Origin of the sequence: Comamonas sp. (assembly GCF_036666375.1) — a bacterium.
In the GTDB taxonomy this organism is placed as follows: Bacteria; Pseudomonadota; Gammaproteobacteria; order Burkholderiales; family Burkholderiaceae_C; genus Comamonas.
The window spans coordinates 1-18,119 of sequence record NZ_JAVWWA010000065.1 but is presented as its reverse complement, the minus strand read 5'-3'; the positions used below and the strand labels follow the sequence as shown (position 1 = coordinate 18,119).

The window sequence follows — 18,119 nt, the reverse complement described above, 5'->3', positions numbered from 1 at the left end:
CGCACTCGCCCGGCGGGTGTTTACCATTTGATGAGTCTGAATGAATCCTGCCGATCTCCATCGTTTGTTCGAGGCCCAGCATCAGGCCAGTCGTGCCCAGGTCGAAGTACCGTTGCTGGTGCGGCGCGAGCGCCTGCTGCGCATTCGCAAGATGCTCGACGAAAATGGGGCGGTACTCGCTGCCGCGGTGCAGGCCGATTTCGGCATGCGTTCGCCGCGCCTGACCGAGGTGGCCGATTTCTTCGTGCTGCGCAATCTGCTCAATCAATGCCTGCGCAAGCTGTCGCGCTGGATGCGGCCGCAGCGCGTGCGCACGCCTTTGTATCTGCTGCCGGCGCGCGCGCGCATCGAGCGCCAGCCGCTGGGCGTGGTCGGTGTGATCTCGCCCTGGAACTATCCGGTGCAGCTCGCGCTCGCGCCCGCGATCACGGCGCTGGCCGCGGGCAATCGCGTGATGCTCAAGCCCAGCGAGCTCACGCCCCACACGTCGGCCCAGCTCGCGGCGCTGGTCGAGCAGTTCTTTTCGCCGGACGAGTTCTGCGTGGTGCAGGGCGATGCGAGCATCGCGACCCAGTTCTCGGGCCTGCCGTTCGATCATCTGGTGTTCACCGGCTCCACGGCCGTGGGCCGGCGCGTGGCCCAGGCCGCGGCCGTGCACCTGACGCCCACCACGCTGGAGCTGGGCGGCAAGTCGCCCTGCCTGATCGCGCAGGATTGCGACCTCGAAGATGCCGCGCTGAAGATCGCGCACGGCAAGCTGCTCAACGCGGGCCAGACCTGCATCGCCCCCGACTATGTGCTGCTGCCGCGCGGGCGCGAACAGGCGTTTGCCCAGGCCTACCGAGCGGCCGTGGCGCGGCTGTATCCGACCATCGTCGGCAATCCCGATTACGCTTCCATCCTGACCAAGCGCCATCTCGCGCGGCTGCGCCAGATGCTGCGCCAGGCGCAGACCCTGGGGGCGCGCATCGACGTGATGGGCCCGGCCCAGGCCCAGCCCGGCGAGGCCGCGGCGAGCCTGTGGAGCGATGCGGCCGAGCGGCAGATGCCGCCCGCGCTGGTGTTCGGCGCGACCTCGGAAATGCAGTTGATGCAGGAAGAAATCTTCGGTCCCATCCTGCCGGTGATCACTTACGAGCGCCTCGACGACGTGGTGACGGCGCTCAATGCCGGACCCCGGCCCCTGGCTCTATACTGGTTCGGCAGCGATGAAAATGTGCGGGACGGTATACTCCGGCAAACTGTCAGCGGCGGGGTGACGGTCAACGACACCCTGATGCATATAGCGCACGACAACCTGCCGTTTGGCGGGGTTGGCGACAGCGGCTGGGGGGCGTACCACGGAGAGCAAGGCTTTCTGCGGTTCAGCCACCAGAAGTCGGTGTTGCTGCAGTCGCGCTGGTCCATGGGAGCGTTGTTCTATCCTCCCTACGGGCCTAGGCTTGACCGGGTGATGGGGCTGCTCCGGCGCTGGTTATAGCGCCTGTACAGCCTGCGTCAGCCGCAGGATTTCAGGCCCGAGCAAGGCATTTTTGTCACCATCCATCGAACGTTGAAGCCTGTCCGGGTTGGCCAGGCCGACGCCGGTGTTTGCCTGTTTTGCAGGCGTTATCACATCGGCTTTTGCAGGGCAAGGCGATCAAGACAGCCGTACTCGCGTGAATGGCTACACATTCGCGCAAGCCGGCAAAAAAACGTTTGCGGCGACAATTGCCGCTTTTCCCATTTTCACCTGTTTTCGTTTCGGTATTTCCATGTCCAGTTTCCAGGTTCGTCCCGCCACGCTTCGCGATGCCAAGGCCATTGCACAGATCCATACCGCTTCCGCTACGGAGGCATACCGAGGGCTGGTTCCTGACGATCAGTTGAAATCCATGTCGTCGGTTGAAAAGCGCCAGGCGTACTGGCGTGAAGCCATTGAATATTGTGAGCCCCAGGTCCAGGTCGCCATCGATGGCGACAAGATCGTGGGCTTTGTCGGCTTCGATCGCTCGCGCGATGAGAAGTCCCGTCCTACCACCGGCGAGATCTGGGCCATTTACGCGGCTCCCTCGCATTGGGGCCAGGGCGTGGGTGTGACCCTCTGGGACGCAGCCCGCGACGGCCTGGCCGAAGAAGGCTGCACCAATGTCACCGCCTGGGTGCCGCTGCGCAATGAACGCGCTCTGCGCTTCCATGAGATGGCCGGTTTCAAGCGCGAAATGTCGACCGCCAAGACTGCTGTCATTGGCGGCATCAAAATTGAAGAAGTGCGCCTCAAGCGCCCATTGAACTGAAAGCCCCGATGCTGCATTGGCATGAAAAAAACAAGGAGCGCAGCGCTGTCTGGCGCTCCGAAAGCGGTCTCGCGGCACCCCGCAAGGTGGTCATTGCCGACGACACCCTGTCTGCCGATGCGGCCCATCGTCTGGCCTGCGAAGGGACCTCGCTGCTTTGGCGCGGCGACTTCCAGAACGCGCGTCTGCTGCTGCAGGCGTTGATGCGCCGCCAGGAGCGCGATCCGCGCAAGTCGTCGGCCAAGGCGCGCCATCAGAAGCGCCAGGCCGCGCAGAAGCAGGAAATCCTGCCCGAAGAGACCTTCCCGCATGCGTTTCACCTGCACCGCCAGGCGCAGGCCCAGCGCGCGCGCGTGCTGTCGAGCATTCTGATCGAGCTGCAGCCCGACTATGTGATCAGCCTGCGGCGCGCGCCCGATCTGCGCCTGCCGATCACCGAAGGCTGGGGCCAGCCCGGCAAGCTCGACCAGACCATAGTCACGCCGCTGCGTGAACTGCTGGGCCTGGTCGGTGCGCACGAGTGGCGCAAGAAGGGCGTCGAAGTCGAAGCCCTGGGCATTGCGCCGAACAACCGCATCCACCCGCACTACGCGGTGTTCTCGCCGGTGCGCGCCGAGTATGTGGGCCTGGTCGCCGAAGCGCCGCTGCCGCCGGGCGCACAGACGCTGGCCTATGACATCGGTGTCGGCACGGGTGTGCTCACGGCCGTGCTGTCGCGCCGCGGCGTCAAGCGCATCGTCGCCACCGACATGTCGGCGCGCGCCATCGACTGCGCACGCCAGAACCTGCAGACACTGGGCTGCCTGAACAAGGTCGAGCTGCTGGAGACCGACCTGTTCCCCGCGGGCCGTGCGCCGCTTGTGGTCTGCAACCCGCCCTGGGTGCCGGCCAAGCCCAGCTCGGCGCTTGAACATGCGATCTACGATCAGGACAGCAAGATGCTGCGCGGTTTTCTCGGCGGTGTCGCCGAGCATCTGACGCTCGACGGCGAAGCCTGGCTGATCCTTTCGGATCTGGCCGAGCACCTGGCATTGCGCAGCCGCGAAGAACTGATGGGCTGGATCGATGCTGCGGGCCTCAAGGTCGTCGGCCGTCTCGACGCCAAGGCCCAGCACGGCAAGGTCGCTGACACCACCGACGCGCTGCACGCCGCGCGCGCGGCCGAAGTCACTTCGCTGTGGCGGCTTGCGGTGCGCTGATCCAGCGTCTGCGTGAAATCCGCGAAGCCGGGACTCCCATGGGAGCCCCGGCTTTTTTCATGGCGCATGGTCATGGGATTCCAGGCTCCAGTCGGGCACCAGATGCACCAGCTGCTGGCTCAGCTGCGTGGCGCGCTCGGCACCCGCATGCTGGGCGACGGCGTTGAGCATGCTGTCGCAGACGCTGCGCAGCGCCTGCGCATCGCGAGCCTCGCGCAAGGCCTGGCGCAGCCGGTCGGCAAGCAGTTGCTGGCGATTGGCAAACAGCCGCTCGACCATGTCGAACAGATACATGCGCGTGCCGGCCAGCGTCATGGCAGCCGGCGCGGGCGGGGCCGGAGTTGGGGCCACGGTTGCGGGCGCAGGGCCGGGCGGGAGCGCATCCGTGTTGCGGCATTCCAGATAGCCCGATTCCAGCAGCTGGCCCACCAGGGCCTGGCCCTGGCCGTGGTACATCTGCGCCAGCTGCATGTACGGCGTGCCTTCGGCGAGCAGCAGCAGCGAGCGCTGGCGCAGGTTCAGGCTGCGCGCGCCGGGTGCGAGTTCCTGATGGGCTTTGGTCGTCTTGTACAGCAGCATGGGCAGACCATCGATCCGAGAAACGCTGATTGCACTCCATGCAGATGACGGGGCTGTGACTTGCGTGGCGGCGGGACATGCGCCTTGGCGCGACAATGCGGGTCGAATCAGTGGGAATGCGGAAATGTTTATGAAGAACAGGGTGAGCAGGGTGGGCCAATGAAGCTGTTGCTTGCGCCCATGGAAGGGCTGCTGGATTTTGTGCTGCGCGATGTGTTGACGCGTGTCGGCGGCGCCGACCGCTGCGTGAGCGAGTTCATTCGCATCACGGGCAGCGTGCTGCCCGACAAGGTGTATCTGCGCACCATGCCCGAGCTGCGCAACGGCAGCCGCACGCTCGCCGGCGTGCCGGTGCGCGCCCAGCTGCTGGGCTCGGACCCCGAAAGCCTGGCCGAGAACGCGGCCAATCTCGCGCGTCTGGGGCCTGAAGGCATTGACCTCAATTTCGGCTGCCCGGCCAAGGTGGTCAACCGCCACGGCGGCGGCGCGGCGCTGCTGCAGGACCCCGAACATATTGCGCGCGTGGTCGGCGCGGTGCGCGCCGCCGTGCCCGCTCACATGCCGGTATCCGCCAAGATGCGCCTGGGCTTCAACGACACCAGCCTGATGCGCGAATGCGCCCAGGCCATGGCCGCGGGCGGGGCCTGCGAGATCGTGGTCCATGCGCGCACCAAGCTCGATGGCTACCGGCCGCCGGCTTACTGGGAGCTGATTCCGCGCATCCGCGAGGCCGTGGCCGTGCCCGTGATCGCCAATGGCGAGATCTGGACGGTGGAGGAAGCGCTGCGCTGCCGCACGCAGTCGGGCTGCGACGACCTGATGCTGGGCCGGGGCATAGTCGCCGATCCTGGCCTGGCGCTGGCCATACGCGCCGCGGTCGACGGGCCCCAGGCACAGGCGGCGCTGGTCGAGGTCAGCTGGGCGTCGCTGCTGCCGCAGATCGCGCGTTTCTGGGAAATGGTCTGCGAAGACCTTGAGCCGCGCCAGCGTGCGGGCCGGCTCAAGCAATGGCTCAACCTGCTGCGCCGACGTTATCCCGAAGCCGAAATCGCGTTCCAGGAAGTGCGCGTGCAGACCGATCAGGCGGCGATCACGCGCTGGGTCGAAGATCTGCCCCATCGCTGGGGCTAGGCCGGGCGAGAGCTGCCCGGCCTGGGGGCCAGGCGGCTCGCCTTACAGCAGATGATCGGGCGCCAGCGGGCCCAGCAACTTGAGCATCCAGCGCAGCGGCAGGCTCGCGTCGGGCTCGGTATGCGCGTCTTCGAGGCCGCTGCCCTGCGGCGCACGCCACAGCAGCTGCTGGTCTTCGGTCAGCACCACGTTCCAGGCGCTTTCGGCCAGGCCGGCTTCGATGTTTTCCGTGGCCTGGCGCCCCAGCGCCTGGCTGGCAATCAGCAAGGCAATTTCGGTGTTGTGCAGCTGCGAGCGCATGTCGAGGTTCATGGAGCCGACCGCCACCAGGCCGCCGTCAATCACCAGCAGCTTGGAGTGCAGCATGGCGCGTGAGGCGCCGGCGCCGCTGCCCGACGACAGACTGTCGCGCAGGCCCGCGCGTTCGCTGCGCATCTCGTAGAGCTGCACACCCATGTCAAGCAGCTCCTTGCGGTGGCGCGCATAGCCTGCATGGGCCACGGGTGCGTCGTTGGAGGCCAGGGAGTTGGTCAGCACGCGCACGCGCACGCCGCGCTTGCGCGCCGCGGCAAACGCCTGCTTCATGTCGTCGCCGGGAACGAAATAGGGCGAGACCACGAGCAGATCGCGGCGCGCCTGGCGTATCAGCGCCAGCAGGCCGTCGACCACGGTATCGGCCTGCAGGCCCACGGCCGCCAGGTTGCCGCCCGAGCGCACGGCCATGGTGCCGGTTCCGGGGCGCAGGCCGGGCGGCTGGGTGGTGGTGGCGCCTGCCGCGGGCGCATCGGCTTCATCGCGTGATTCACCGGGCTGGCCAGTCGCTGCGGCCGCGGCCGCCGTGCTGGCAACCGTGGGCGTAGGGCCTTCGCCTTCCAGTGCGATCTTGGCGGGCTTGTCGGCCAGCACCGCGGCGCGCGCCCAGACCCAGGGCGCCTTGTCCAGATCCATGGGTGTCTGGTCCCAGATGGTGGAAGAAGGCTTGTCGGGCGGCGGAGGTGCCGCGGCCGCCGCGGGCAGCAGGCTGTCGCCGGTGGCCGGCGCCGGCGCCGCCTGCGGCATGCCGTTGGGCAAGCGGGCCTGGGCCGCCTTGCGCGCCGCGGCCTGCTCGGAAGTCTCCATGCGCTCGAGCTCCTCGCGGCTGACCAGCGATTGCACGGGATAGGCGCGCTGGTTGTTCCAGTAGCTGTCGAAGCTGCGCGACAGGTCCTGCACGATGGGGCCGGCGGCCATCACGTCGAGATCGACGAAATTGCCGCTCTCATCCTGGTCGAAATAGGCATCGCCCAGGTTGCGTCCGCCCGCGATGCCGATGACGTTGTCCGCGAGGAACAGCTTGTTGTGCATGCGCTGCTGGGCGCGGTGGAAGTCGGTCAGCGTGCTCAGGGCGCGCATCACCGTGGAGTTGCGCGGTCCGGGAACGGGGTTGAACAGCCGCATCTCGATGTTGGGCACATAGGCCAGGCGCAGCACCTGGGCGTTGTTGCCCACGCTGTGGAAGTCGTCGAGCAGGATGCGTACGCGCACGCCGCGCTCGGCGGCCGTGACCAGGCCGCGCAGCAGCCGCCCCGAGCTCGCATCGGCATGGATGGCGTAGTACTGCAGGTCCAGCGTCTTTTGCGCGCCTTCGATCAGCGCGAGCCGGCTGCCATAGGCCGCGGGCGCACCCGAAAGCAGCATGAAGGCCGACGGGTGGCGCGCCTTGTCGGCCACCTGCCGCTGGCGCACCCATTGTCCCAGCGCGGTCTGGCCGGGCTGGTCCCAGGCCTGGGACACGGGACGCACCACGTCCTTGGGAAGACTGCCGCAGGCGCTCAGGCCCAGCGTCAGCAGCACGGTGCACAAGGCCCCGCGCCAGCGCAAGCTCCTCGGACGGGGGATCGTGTCCAGCCGGTTATCGGGGGCAGTAGGCATAAGGAGGGGCGCAGCAGAGGTGGGATGGAGGGCCGGCGTCAAGCCAGCCCCGCTGCCCTAGGTATAGCTGGAGTTGCCAGGCTTTCTTGTAAGACAAGGCTGGCTTGCGCGAAGATCAGGCGCTGGCAGCAGGCCTGTCCATCATGCGGCCTACATAGCGCGCAATCAGATCGATTTCAAGGTTGACCAGCGAGCCCGCGCTCAGCACGCCCAGCGCGGTGTGTTCCACCGTGTGCGGAATCAGGTTGATGCTCAGTTCGCAGCCGTCGGCCTGATCGCGCACCTGGTTGACCGTGAGGCTCACGCCATTGACGGTGATCGATCCCTTGTAGGCCACATAGCGCGCGAGCTCGGCAGGAGCATGGATGCGCAGCTCCCAGCTTTCGCCCAGCGGCGCGAAATGCGTCACGCGGCCCAGGCCGTCCACATGGCCCGAGACCAGATGTCCACCCAGACGATCATGGGCCTGCAGGGCTTTTTCGAGATTGATCGGGCCGGTCTGCGCCAGGCCCGAAGTCTTGTCCAGCGATTCGGCGGAAATGTCGACCGTGAAGGTATTGGCGGACTTGTCGAACGTGGTGACCGTCATGCAGGCGCCGTTGAGCGCGATGCTGTCGCCCAGGCCCACATCGTCGAGGTAGCCCGCGGGCGTTTCAATGACCAGGCGCTTGCCGTGGGCCGCAGTGTCGCCAAGCGACTGCACGGCGGCAATGCGCCCCATGCCGGTGATGATTCCAGTAAACATGTGCTTGATTGTGGCAGGTGAAAAAAAGAAGGGCAGGGCCAGGGCTAGAACGCGGGGCGCTGGGCGAAGCGCGCAAGCACGCGGATATCGGGGCCTACGCTGGTCACGCCGTGGAACGCGAGTTCGGGCCCGTCGGCCAGCGCGCTCAGCGGGCCGATATGGCAGATGCCGCGGCCCGAGCCCAGCAGCTTGGGCGCGAGGTAGAGCAGCAGTTCGTCGACCAGGCTTTCACGCAGCAGCGAGCCGTTGAGCTGGAAGCCGGCTTCGACATGCAGTTCATTGATGGCGCGCTGGCCCAGGTCGCGCAGCATGGCCGCGAGGTCGACCTTGCCCTGGGCATTGGGCAGGTGGATGACGACCGCGCCCAGCGCCTGCAGGGCCTGGGTCCTGGCCGCGCTGTCGCTGGCGGTGTAGATGTAGCAGTTGCGGCCGGGCACGAACAGCTTGGCGTCCAGCGGCGTCTGCAGGCGGCTGTCGACGATCACCACATGCGGCTGGCGCGGGGTGTCCAGGCCGCGCACGTCCAGGCGCGGGTTGTCCTGCAGCACCGTGCCTATGCCGGTGAGCACGGCGCAGGCCCGGGCGCGCCAGGCATGGCCGTCGGCCCGCGCTTCGGGCGAAGTGATCCATTGGCTCTGGCCATTGGCCAGCGCCGTCGTGCCGTCAAGCGAGGCCGCGGCTTTCATCCGCACCCAGGGCGTGCCGCGGACCATGCGGCTCAGAAAGCCGATGTTGAGTTCGCGTGCTTCCTGCGCGCCGGTACCGACCTCGACCGCCACGCCCGCGGCGCGCAGCCGCGCAAAACCCTGGCCCGCGACCAGCGGGTTCGGGTCTTCGAGCGCGGCGACGACGCGGCCGATGCCGGCCGCGACCAGCGCATCGCAGCAGGGTCCGGTGCGGCCCTGGTGGGCGCAGGGCTCCAGCGTCACATAGGCGGTCGCGCCGCGCACATCGTTGCCCAGCGCCGCGGCGTCGCGCAGCGCCATGACTTCGGCATGCGCTCCGCCCACGGGCTGGGTGTGTCCCTGGCCCAGCACGCAATGGCCGTCGGGCGCGACGATCACGCAGCCGACGCGCGGATTGGGATTGCTCGAATGAAGCGCCCGGGCGGCTTGCGCCAGCGCTTGTTGCATAAAGTCAGGAGAGGCCGTCATGTGGCCGCCATCCTAGCGCACAAGTGCCTGGTCTTCGCGCGCGCTCAGCGGTTCCAGCAGTCGGCCGAGGTCACTCCCGATTTCATGCCGGTATTGTTGCGCTCGCCATTTTGCGCCAGCGTGAACGTGCCACATCTGTCGCCCACCTGGGCATTCTGCGGTGTCGCGGTCAGCACAAAGGCGGTGTTGGTGCTGCTGGCCGCCGGCAAGGCAATGGCGTAGCGGTCGGACGGCACGCTGCGCAGTCCGGAGGGAAAGAAATTCGCATTGTTGGTGTTGGCCACGGTCGGATAGACGCCGGAGACCGTCGCCGCGCGCTCCATCCACTGCGCGGCCTGCAACAGGCCGGCCTTGGCTTCGGAGCGCGCGCCGCGGCGCAGGTATTCCTGGTAGTTGGGAAGGGCCACGGCCGTGAGAATGCCGACCAGGGCCACGACAATCATCATTTCAATCAGCGTGAAGCCGCGTTGGGAAATTGCTGGCATGGATCTGGCCTTTGTGTGGGGGGGACGCGTTCAGCGCAACTGGCGCCAGCTGGGACGCAGCGGTTGTTCGGGCAGCTTGTTGAACGCGTCGACGATGTTGTCGGAGCCGGTGCGGATTTCCTTGCTCTGGTTGCTGGCCTTGCTTTCCTTGACCGAAGCCGTCATGCGCGAGGTCCCCCTGTCCGTGGTGCTGTTGTAGATGCCGTCGCCGTTGGTGTCCATGAGCTGCACGCTGGGCTTGCGGCCGTCCATGATGTTGATGAAAGTGCGGAACAGCTTGGGCACGGTGGCCGGCGGCGAGCAGCTTTCCTCGAGCACGCTGCTGCCCGAGCCCGGCACTTCGGTCAGCACTTCGAGGATGTTGCTGCCGTCGAAGAACGATGGGGTGGTCAGCAGCCGTTCGCCGGTCACGGGCAGATGCAGGTACCAGCCCTTGCGCGCGTTGCTGCCGGAGAACTCCACCGTGTTCTGACTCACCGTGTAGAAGGTGCGCGCGCTGCTGCTTCCCGTGCCGGGAATCGCGACGTTGGAGATGGTCTGCTGCACCAGGTTGGCCCAGCCCGTGCCCACGGGCTGGGCCGCGCCCTTGGCCGAGTCGACGGCGAGCTTGCCGTCGACAAACTTGTAGACCGTGCTGTCTAGCACCGAGTAGATCGACTGCACCGATGTGTCGGTGCGGTCGCCTTCGGTGATGTTGCGGCCGGTGCCGAAGGCGACCATCAGACCCAGGCCGTCGCGGTCGTTGAGCTTGACCACGGGAGCGGCGGTGATGGGCTGCACGCTGCTTGAATTGCCCGAGGTGTAGACCGCGGAATACAGCGGGCGGCTGCTGAACGCCGTGTTCCACAGACCCGGGTCGGCGGCGCCTATGTCGAACTTCCACAGATTGCCGCGCAGGTCGCCCGCATAGACGATGTCGGGCGTGCCGTTGCCGTCGAGGTCCACCAGGCGCGGCGCCGACAGGCCGTTGCTGGCCGCGTTGTCGCCGGTCGTCGCGGCCACCAGCGTCTTGAGTTCCCTGGCGCCGTCGAGGTACTGGATCAGCAGCACGGGGCGCTCGTTGCGGCTGTTGTAGCCATTGCCCATGACCACGGCCCAGCGGCCGTTGTTCAGGCGCACGACCTGGGTCGATTTCTGCGGATTGTTGTCTTCGACGACAGGCGCGGCGAAGATGTGGCCGATGTCGGCGGCGTCGCCCGTGGCGGCGTCGCCGGCCACGGCGGTCTTGTCCATGACCACCAGGCTGGTGGCATTGGCCGCGGAAAAGTTGCTGGCCACGGCCGTGGCGCCTGTGGTCGCGGTGCTGCCCGGCGTGGTGATGTCGAGCACGAAATAGCCTTTGCCCCCCGCGCCCAGTGTGCCTATCAGCATGGTGCGCCAGTTGGGCGCGGTGCTGCCTGTGTCCACGTCGCCGCTGAACGGCGAGCCGTCCACATAGTAGCGGTGGGTATAGCCGGACAGGGCCAGGTCCTTGAGGTTGGGAACCACGCCCTTGGGCACATAGGCGATCCTTTCCGCGCCATTGAGGGCCGAGAAGCCATGCAGCATGCCGTCGTTGCCCCCCACATAGACCATGGGGCTGCGTGCCGCCTGCTGGGCGGCAAATGCGCGGTAGCCGTCATAGGTATGGTTGCTCACGGGCGGGCCCACGTACCAGAGCGCCGAGTTGACGATGTCGCCCTGGCGTGACTTGCGCTGGCGCACCGTGCCCGTGCCTTCGGTGCTGCGATCGCCGCGCAGGAAGTTGACGCGTGCCGTTGCGCTGGCGTCGGTTTCTGCCGTGGTGAGCTTGATTGCGGCTTTCTGCGTGGTGCCCAGGTTGGCCCAGGTGAAGGCCACGGGCGCTTCGGCGCTGTTGGTCGCGGTGGCCGTCGCGGTGGTGAGAATCAGCCGGTTCGTGATGTCGCCGGCGCTGAGCGCATCGAGCTTGTCGGCCGTCGTCGTGGCGTTGGCGGGTGCGGCCACGCCGGCCTTGACGCCCCAAAGGGGGTTGGGCGTCGCGGCCGCCGTGCCCCGGGCCAGCGTATCGGAGCGCACATAGCCGGTCCAGCCGTCGGCGTTGTAGCCCGATGAAAATTGCGAAGTTCCGCTGCGTGTCACCGACGAGGAGGCGCTGGTGAAACTGGTGACCGGCGTGGAAGTGTCCTCGACGATGTTGCTGACGATATCCTTGAATGCCTTGGTCAGTTCATCGGCCGTGGGCGCGGGCGTGAACTTGCCGCGGCCGTTGAGCGCCGCATGCCACAGTTCGATGCGCCGGCCGTTGTCCTTGGCGGTGGCGGCGTAGCCGGTGCTGCCGTCGCAGGCGTTGTTGCCGCTGCCGGTGTTGTTGTTGCCGCACAGCGGAGAGGGCCAGCTGAGGTCGCCGGTCACGAGGCGGTTCAACTCGCCGGAATAGGTGTCGCTGCCGAAGGTCGGGCTGCCGCTCCAGGCCGAGGCCCCCGTGCCGAAGCCTATGGTGTAGGTCGTCATGTGCTGCCAGGTCGCGGGATTGTTCCTGGGGTTCCAGAACTGCGGCAGCGTCGTGGTCTTGAGGCTGCTGCCCGCGCCCGACGTGAAGGTTTCGTCGCCGCTTTTCTTGATCAGCGGCTTGATCTCGTTGGCAATGCCGGGCTGCAGGTCGGTGGCCCAGTAATGGAATGCCAGGTCGGACAGCGTATTGAGGCCGTAGGTGGTTTTTGTGACGTCCTTGCAGATCAGGAACAACGTGCATTCGCGCTCGACGGTGGTCGTGGTGTTGAAGCCCCAGTCGTCCTTGTAGAGCCGCGAGGTCACGGCCGCGGGGTTGTAGGCGGTGCTGCCGTCGCCCAAGGTCGTCGCCGTATTGTCGATATTGCCGATGTTGTTGATCGCCTGGTAGGCCGCAAGATCGCGGTCGCCGTCGACATGCTGCGAGGTATTTGCCGTGCCGCTGTTCCAGGCGCCGTCGGTCATGAAGATATGGTACGAGCGCCGGCAACTGATCAGCGGCGCTTCCTTGGTGCCGGGGTCGGAGGCCCAGGGGCTGTTGATTCCCAGGTCGGTGCGCTTGAGGTAGTCGCCCGCATTCCTGACCATGCGGTGCGACGGCGTGCCGCCCGAAGGCGTGAGTGTCTCGACCCAGCCCAGGAAGTTGGTGCGGTGCGTGTCCTTGAGGCTCTTGAGCGCGTTCTTGCAGTTTGTGGTGTTGAGCGGAATGGTGTCGCAATCGCTGTTCATCGACTGCCAGCTCAGGCGTATCAGGCCGTCCGCGACGTTCTCCGAGGAAAAGGTCTGGCGCAGCGCGGCCTTGAGCGTGTTGATGCCCGTGGTTCCCATGCTTCCCGAGTCATCGACCGACACGATGACATTGGGTGCGGGTTCGCGGCTGGCGGTGCCTGCCGGGTATTGCACCAGGCCCAAAGGCGCGGCCAGCGCGGGCTGCAGTGCGGCGCCCGCAGCGGCCAGCATGACGGCGCCTGGCAAAAGGGATAGGTTGTTCATGCGCACTCCCTCAGTCCTTGATTTTCTGCCGTGCCAGCGTCGACTGCAGCACCACCTGGGTGCCCGACTTGAGCCCCTGGGCAATGGCCGTGATGCGGTAGACCAGTGCCGGTTTCAGATTGAGCATCAGTGGCTCGGCGCGCGGGTTGTTGGTGATCAGCGCGCCCGCGCTGGAGGCATAGGGCATGACCTCGATCCAGTACCAGGCACCCGCGCCGTCGGCCGTGGCCTGCAGGATGGGATTGCTGTAGCTGCCTTTTTGCGCGCCGGTGTACATGCCGTAGCGTGCGCCCTGGGCGCGCATCTTGACGAGCAGTTCCTTGTCGTTCCAGAAGTCCTGTTTGCCGGTGCGCTTGGCGCAGATGGCGTCGAGGCAAGGTACATTCGGCGCGGCTTCGAGCGTGGCCAGCAGCGCGACGAAATCCTTCTCCTCGCCTATGAACCAGACGTTGCCCGCAGTGCGGCAGACCTTGGCGTCGCTGGTGGGCACGCAGGTGCTGCCGTCGATGTTCTGTCCCAGAATGTCCTGTTCCGCGTCCTGGAGCATGGCTTGCGCGGCTTCGAACGCGCGCTGGTAGTCGGCGTCATTGCCGACGATCAATTCGTTGAGCAGCGCCGTCTTGGATGCCCAGACGGTCATCAGCATCGTCAGCAGCACGACGACGATGACGATCAGCAGGGAGACGCCGCGCTGGCGTTGGCGGGCGAATGTCATGGCGGCGGGGTGCTGGGACGGCCCTGGCTGCGCAGCTGATAGGTATTGCGAAACACCATGCGCAGCCGGCTGCCGCGCGCGACGGTCTGGTTGGCGCAGTTCACGTACTGCGTGGCGCCGGTGTCGGTCTGGTTTTCCGAGCCTTCCATTTCAAGGCAGACCTCGACTGCATGGATGCGCGGCCAGGCATCGGCGGCGACCGCTTCGGCCGTGCGGTACTGCATGGTCGGAATTCCGGTGGCGACATTGGCCTGCTGTTCGACGAAGCGCACGCGGAAATCGGCCACATTCGCGATCACGGGCTGGCTCACGTCATTGGTGCCCGCGCAGCGCAGCTCGCCGCTGGTCGCGCCCACGGCCTTTTCGAGCACGAAGCCGCTGCGAATGGCGCTGGTCGACGGCGCCTGGCCCAGGCAGTCGCGGAACATCGACTGTTCGGTGGCGCTGCCGACCACGCTCTCACTGTAGTTCTGGTAACCGAGCACCAGCTGGTACTCGTTCTTTCCCGGAGCACTTTTGCCGCCCACCGTCGTGACCCCCTTGGGCACTTCGAACGCCACGCTGTCGCCGGCGTCTATGGGCTGGGTGCCGTCCTTGGCGATGGCCAGGTTCAGGCGCACCGAGCCCGCCTGGCGCGCCTGCTGGCCTATGGTGCGAAACGCCTGCGCCGCCTGCTGCTGCAGCTGGCTCGCGTCGTTGACCGTGCCCGACACCTGGCGCGATATCACCAGAGTGCCTATCGCCACCGCGATGGTCAGCAAGCCTATGGTCAGCCCGACCAGCAGCTCGATCATGCTCAGACCGTGCTGGCGCTGCGGGCGGCGAGGGGCGTGCGGGGCGCGCATGGTGTCAGCCCGGGCAGATGGCCAGATTGGAGCCCGCGGCGCCCGCGCTGTAGGGCAGGCAGCGCGCGCTGGGCTGGATGTACTGCAGATGGCAGCTGCGGTCGGGCGGGCAGACCGGCTTGTTGGCGCCGGTGGCCACGGGCTGCAGCACCGCGCGGTACCTGGCCTGCTCGGTCTTGTCGGCGGCGGAAGTGCCCGAGGGCAGCTTTTCGTTCTCGCGCCAGCTGATCATCACGCCCAGCTGCCGGCGGTTGGCATTGTTGGTTTCGTCGGCCGCGAGAAAGATGGTGGCATCGCCCAGCGGCAGCGTCTGCTGGACATTGGCCAGCCACAGGTTTCTGTCGTCGGTCGCCAGATTGGAGCTGGTGCAGGCGGCGGCCGTGCAGTTGCCGGCCTTGGCCGGCTTGGTCTCCCAGGCGACGACGTACTGGTTCAATTCGGCCAGGCCCCGCGGGTTCATGCGTATGCGTTCGCTCAGGTCTTCGATCAAGCGCACGGCCTGGGCGCGCCGCACGCTGGTCTGGCTGTCGGCCAGCGTGCGCATCTGCACGCCCAGGATGCCGAGCACGCCCAGCGCCATCACCACGATGGCGGCCAGGGACTCGAGCAGCGTGATGCCGCGCTGGTGGCGTGTCAGCATGTCGTACCGACTTTCTCGGCGATGCGCCCGCCCGCGGAAACGCACAGAGTGCGGGTGACCGGTGAGCCCGTTCCTTCGGCGTACGGGTAGACGATGATGCTCTTGGCGTTGATGCCGTCCATGTTGCCCCAGCGGTTGATGGCGATGGTCTCGGCGTTGGTTCCGGCCGCACCGAGAACATGCGTCACGCCGACTCCCGGGGGCACGCGCGCCGCGAGCAGGACTTCCTCGCCTGCGGTGTAGTTGCCGCTGGCATCGCTGTCGACAAACAGCCGCCAGCCGCAGCCCCAGTCGACCGCCAGAGGAGCGGTCGTGCAGCCATCGGTGTTGTTGGGCATTTTCTGCACCACCACATTGCCGCCGCGCTTGATCGCTTCGGTGCGTCCCAGCCGTATGGTGTCCGTGACCGCGCCCTCGGCCTGGCGCACGCGCCAGCGATCGAGCAAGGGCTTGAACGAGGGCACGGCCAGCGTCATGAGCAAGGCCAAAATAGACAGCGTCACCAGAATCTCGACCAAGGTCAGCCCTGCCGCAGGGCGCCGGCAAAAATCTGCTGGGCTGGAAGATCGGATCTTCATGCGTGCACTTGAGCACACAAAGACATGCTGTTCCAGCAAATTGCCGACAGGCGGCATGATGCACCCGACCAGCGGAGCAGATCGGGCCTCAGCGCTGGCCGGATGCGGCGCGCGGCGGCGCTGCAGCGTAGCCCAGGCAGGCGCCCGCATTGGGCAGGCCGCGGCATTCGCGCGCCAGGCGGCGGTCGCGCTGCGCGCGGCTTTCTTCCGAGGGGCTGGGAAGATGCACGATGCGGGGTTTGCGCCGGCTCGCGCGTTCGCGGTGATCGGCAGCCAGCGCGCTGCTGCGCGCGTCCGGCGGAGCTTGCCTGGTGGCTGCTTCAGCGGCGGCATCGCCCAGGAACAGCGCCAGCGCGATACCGCCCAGTGTCAACATGGAGGGCATGGCAGGCCTTTCCAATGGGAAAATGGACGGCGGAAATTGTCTTCCCGGGCAGCCTGCCGCAGCGCATTCGACCCTGGCCGCATCGCGGCAAAGCGGCCGGCCATCGAAGTCGGAAAACACCGCGCGCTATAATCACAGGGTTTTGCATGGTGCAAGACGCACGCCGATGGCCGTTCCAGCCGCCGGCGCAAGTCATCAGGGGCGCGTTCACGCCGCTCCACATACAGGAAAAAATAATGATCGCATCCTCTATCAAGGCCGAAGTTGTCAAGGCCAATGCCCGTGCTGAAAACGACACTGGCAGCCCAGAAGTGCAAGTCGCGCTGCTGACCGCTCGCATCAACGAACTGACCCCCCACTTCAAGCAACACGCCAAGGACCACCACGGTCGCCGCGGCCTGCTGCGCATGGTGAGCCGTCGTCGTAAGCTGCTGGACTACCTCAAGTCCCGCGATGCAGACCGTTACACCGCGCTGATCGCCAAGCTGGGCCTGCGTAAGTAAATCGAGTCAGAGATAAAAACGCCTGAGTTAGCCTGCTAGCTCAGGCGTTTTTTACTTCGGAGGATGGATAACAGAGCGAAGCTATGTCATTCCAACAGCCCTGTGGGGCCATGCAAGCCACTGGTCTGCTGGAATGGCATCGTGTTCTGGATTGTCCTCCAAACTATTGCTGACTATGAATAGTTGGCTATCAATCTAGGAGCAAAAATGAGCATTTTCAACAAAGTGACCAAGACTTTCCAATGGGGCCAGCACACGGTCACCCTGGAAACCGGCGAAATCGCCCGCCAGGCATCCGGCGCGGTGCTGGTCAACATCGACGACACCGTGGTGTTGGCAACGGTCGTGGCCTCGAAGAAGGCCAAGTCGGGCCAGGATTTCTTCCCGCTGACCGTGGACTACATCGAGAAGACATACGCCGCAGGCAAGATCCCCGGCAGCTTCTTCAAGCGCGAAGCCAAGCCCAGCGAACATGAAACGCTGACCAGCCGCCTGATCGATCGCCCGATCCGCCCGCTGTTCCCCGAAGGCTTCTACAACGACGTGCATGTGGTGATCCACACCGTGTCGCTGAACCCCGAAGTCGATGCCGACATCGCCGCGCTGATCGCCTCGTCGGCCGCGCTGGCCATCTCGGGCATCCCATTCAGCGGCCCCATCGGTGCCGCCCGCGTGGGTTACATCAACGGCGAATACGTGCTCAACCCCGGCCAGACGCAGCGCAAGGGCTCGCAGATGGACCTGGTCGTCGCCGGCACCGAAGCCGCCGTGCTGATGGTCGAGTCCGAAGCCCAGCAGCTGTCGGAAGAAATCATGCTGGGCGCCGTGGTCTTCGGCCACGAGCAAAGCCGCATTGCCATCGACGCCATCCATGAGCTGGTGCGCGAGGCCGGCAAGCCCGTCTGGGACTGGCAAGCTCCCGCCAAGGACGAGCCGCTGATCGCCCAGGTCGGTGCACTGGGTGAAGAAGCCCTGCGCAACGCCTACCAGATCCGCAACAAGCAAAGCCGCACGCACGCCTGCCGCGATGCCTACGCCGCCGTCAAGGCCGGCCTCACGGCGCAAGGCGTGGTGTTCGACGAAGTCAAGGTCGAAGGCATGCTGTTCGACATCGAAGCACGCATCGTCCGCAGCCAGATCCTGGCCGGCGAGCCGCGCATCGACGGCCGTGACACACGTACCGTGCGCCCCATCGAGATCCGCAACTCGGTGCTGCCCCGCACCCACGGTTCGGCCCTGTTCACGCGTGGCGAAACCCAGGCGCTGGTCGTGGCCACGCTGGGCACGGAACGCGACGCCCAGCGCATCGACGCGCTGGCCGGCGAGTACGAAGACCGCTTCATGATGCACTACAACATGCCTCCCTTCGCCACCGGCGAAGTCGGTCGCATGGGTTCGACCAAGCGCCGCGAAATCGGCCACGGTCGTCTGGCCAAGCGCGCGCTGATCGCCGTGCTGCCGACCAAGGAAGAATTCCCCTACACCATGCGCGTGGTGTCGGAAATCACCGA

General features: G+C 66.3%; 17 protein-coding genes. 6 read left to right on the top strand and 11 right to left on the bottom strand.

Features of this window, described 5'->3' with window-relative positions:
• Positions 1–40: 40 nt before the first annotated feature.
• The 3 genes from RR928_RS15720 (at position 41) to RR928_RS15710 (ending at position 3,475) form a co-directional block, all read left to right on the top strand.
• Entirely contained in the window at positions 41–1,480 is a 1,440-nt protein-coding gene (locus tag RR928_RS15720) for a coniferyl aldehyde dehydrogenase (RefSeq protein ID WP_332537310.1), read from the top strand.
• A 274-nt stretch (positions 1,481–1,754) separates the two neighbouring features.
• Entirely contained in the window at positions 1,755–2,276 is a 522-nt protein-coding gene (locus tag RR928_RS15715; RefSeq protein WP_159914499.1) for a GNAT family N-acetyltransferase, read from the top strand.
• A gap of 8 nt (positions 2,277–2,284) precedes the next feature.
• Entirely contained in the window at positions 2,285–3,475 is a 1,191-nt protein-coding gene (locus tag RR928_RS15710) for a methyltransferase (RefSeq protein WP_332537312.1), read from the top strand.
• 57 nt (positions 3,476–3,532) lie between these two features.
• On the opposite strand, the gene RR928_RS15705 is transcribed toward RR928_RS15710, so the two are convergent.
• Positions 3,533–4,054, bottom strand: coding sequence for a hypothetical protein (locus tag RR928_RS15705; protein ID WP_332537314.1), 522 nt, complete (start codon positions 4,052–4,054; stop codon positions 3,533–3,535).
• Between the two features lie 159 nt (positions 4,055–4,213).
• Here RR928_RS15705 and RR928_RS15700 point away from each other — a divergent pair, with 159 nt between their 5' ends.
• Positions 4,214–5,185 (top strand): tRNA dihydrouridine synthase, encoded by a 972-nt coding sequence (locus RR928_RS15700; protein ID WP_332537316.1) that lies wholly within the window; start codon positions 4,214–4,216, stop codon positions 5,183–5,185.
• 42 nt (positions 5,186–5,227) lie between these two features.
• Here the strand turns inward: RR928_RS15700 and RR928_RS15695 are convergent, their stop codons facing one another.
• From RR928_RS15695 to RR928_RS15650, 10 genes are all read right to left on the bottom strand, one after another.
• Positions 5,228–7,096: a phospholipase D family protein gene (locus RR928_RS15695; protein ID WP_332537318.1), complete on the bottom strand. Its 1,869-nt coding sequence runs from the start codon at positions 7,094–7,096 to the stop codon at positions 5,228–5,230.
• Between the two features lie 115 nt (positions 7,097–7,211).
• A complete protein-coding gene (locus tag RR928_RS15690) occupies positions 7,212–7,841 on the bottom strand; it encodes a riboflavin synthase (RefSeq protein WP_332537319.1) in 630 nt (209 codons plus the stop codon).
• 44 nt (positions 7,842–7,885) lie between these two features.
• Positions 7,886–8,995: a bifunctional diaminohydroxyphosphoribosylaminopyrimidine deaminase/5-amino-6-(5-phosphoribosylamino)uracil reductase RibD gene (gene ribD, locus RR928_RS15685; RefSeq protein WP_332537321.1), complete on the bottom strand. Its 1,110-nt coding sequence runs from the start codon at positions 8,993–8,995 to the stop codon at positions 7,886–7,888.
• Between the two features lie 44 nt (positions 8,996–9,039).
• A complete protein-coding gene (locus tag RR928_RS15680) occupies positions 9,040–9,480 on the bottom strand; it encodes a type IV pilin protein (protein WP_332537323.1) in 441 nt (146 codons plus the stop codon).
• Between the two features lie 30 nt (positions 9,481–9,510).
• Positions 9,511–12,942: a pilus assembly protein gene (locus RR928_RS15675; RefSeq protein WP_332537325.1), complete on the bottom strand. Its 3,432-nt coding sequence runs from the start codon at positions 12,940–12,942 to the stop codon at positions 9,511–9,513.
• Between the two features lie 10 nt (positions 12,943–12,952).
• On the bottom strand, positions 12,953–13,657 hold the full coding sequence (locus tag RR928_RS15670; RefSeq protein ID WP_332537326.1) for a pilus assembly PilX family protein: 705 nt from the start codon (positions 13,655–13,657) through the stop codon (positions 12,953–12,955).
• Complete coding sequence (locus tag RR928_RS15665) at positions 13,654–14,502, bottom strand: PilW family protein (RefSeq protein WP_332537327.1); 849 nt, start codon at positions 14,500–14,502, stop codon at positions 13,654–13,656. Before RR928_RS15665 ends, RR928_RS15670 begins: the two co-directional genes overlap by 4 nt.
• 4 nt (positions 14,503–14,506) lie before the next feature.
• On the bottom strand, positions 14,507–15,142 hold the full coding sequence (pilV, locus tag RR928_RS15660) for a type IV pilus modification protein PilV (protein WP_332537328.1): 636 nt from the start codon (positions 15,140–15,142) through the stop codon (positions 14,507–14,509).
• On the bottom strand, positions 15,136–15,720 hold the full coding sequence (locus RR928_RS15655) for a GspH/FimT family pseudopilin (RefSeq protein ID WP_332683232.1): 585 nt from the start codon (positions 15,718–15,720) through the stop codon (positions 15,136–15,138). The genes pilV and RR928_RS15655 overlap by 7 nt, the downstream gene beginning before the upstream one ends.
• A gap of 88 nt (positions 15,721–15,808) precedes the next feature.
• Positions 15,809–16,105 (bottom strand): hypothetical protein, encoded by a 297-nt coding sequence (locus RR928_RS15650; RefSeq protein WP_332537331.1) that lies wholly within the window; start codon positions 16,103–16,105, stop codon positions 15,809–15,811.
• A gap of 236 nt (positions 16,106–16,341) precedes the next feature.
• Between RR928_RS15650 and rpsO the strand changes: the two genes are divergently transcribed.
• On the top strand, positions 16,342–16,608 hold the full coding sequence (rpsO, locus tag RR928_RS15645; RefSeq protein WP_159914338.1) for a 30S ribosomal protein S15: 267 nt from the start codon (positions 16,342–16,344) through the stop codon (positions 16,606–16,608).
• Between the two features lie 207 nt (positions 16,609–16,815).
• On the top strand, positions 16,816–18,119 hold a 1,304-nt coding region (gene pnp, locus RR928_RS15640), incomplete at its 3' end, for a polyribonucleotide nucleotidyltransferase (RefSeq protein WP_332683229.1).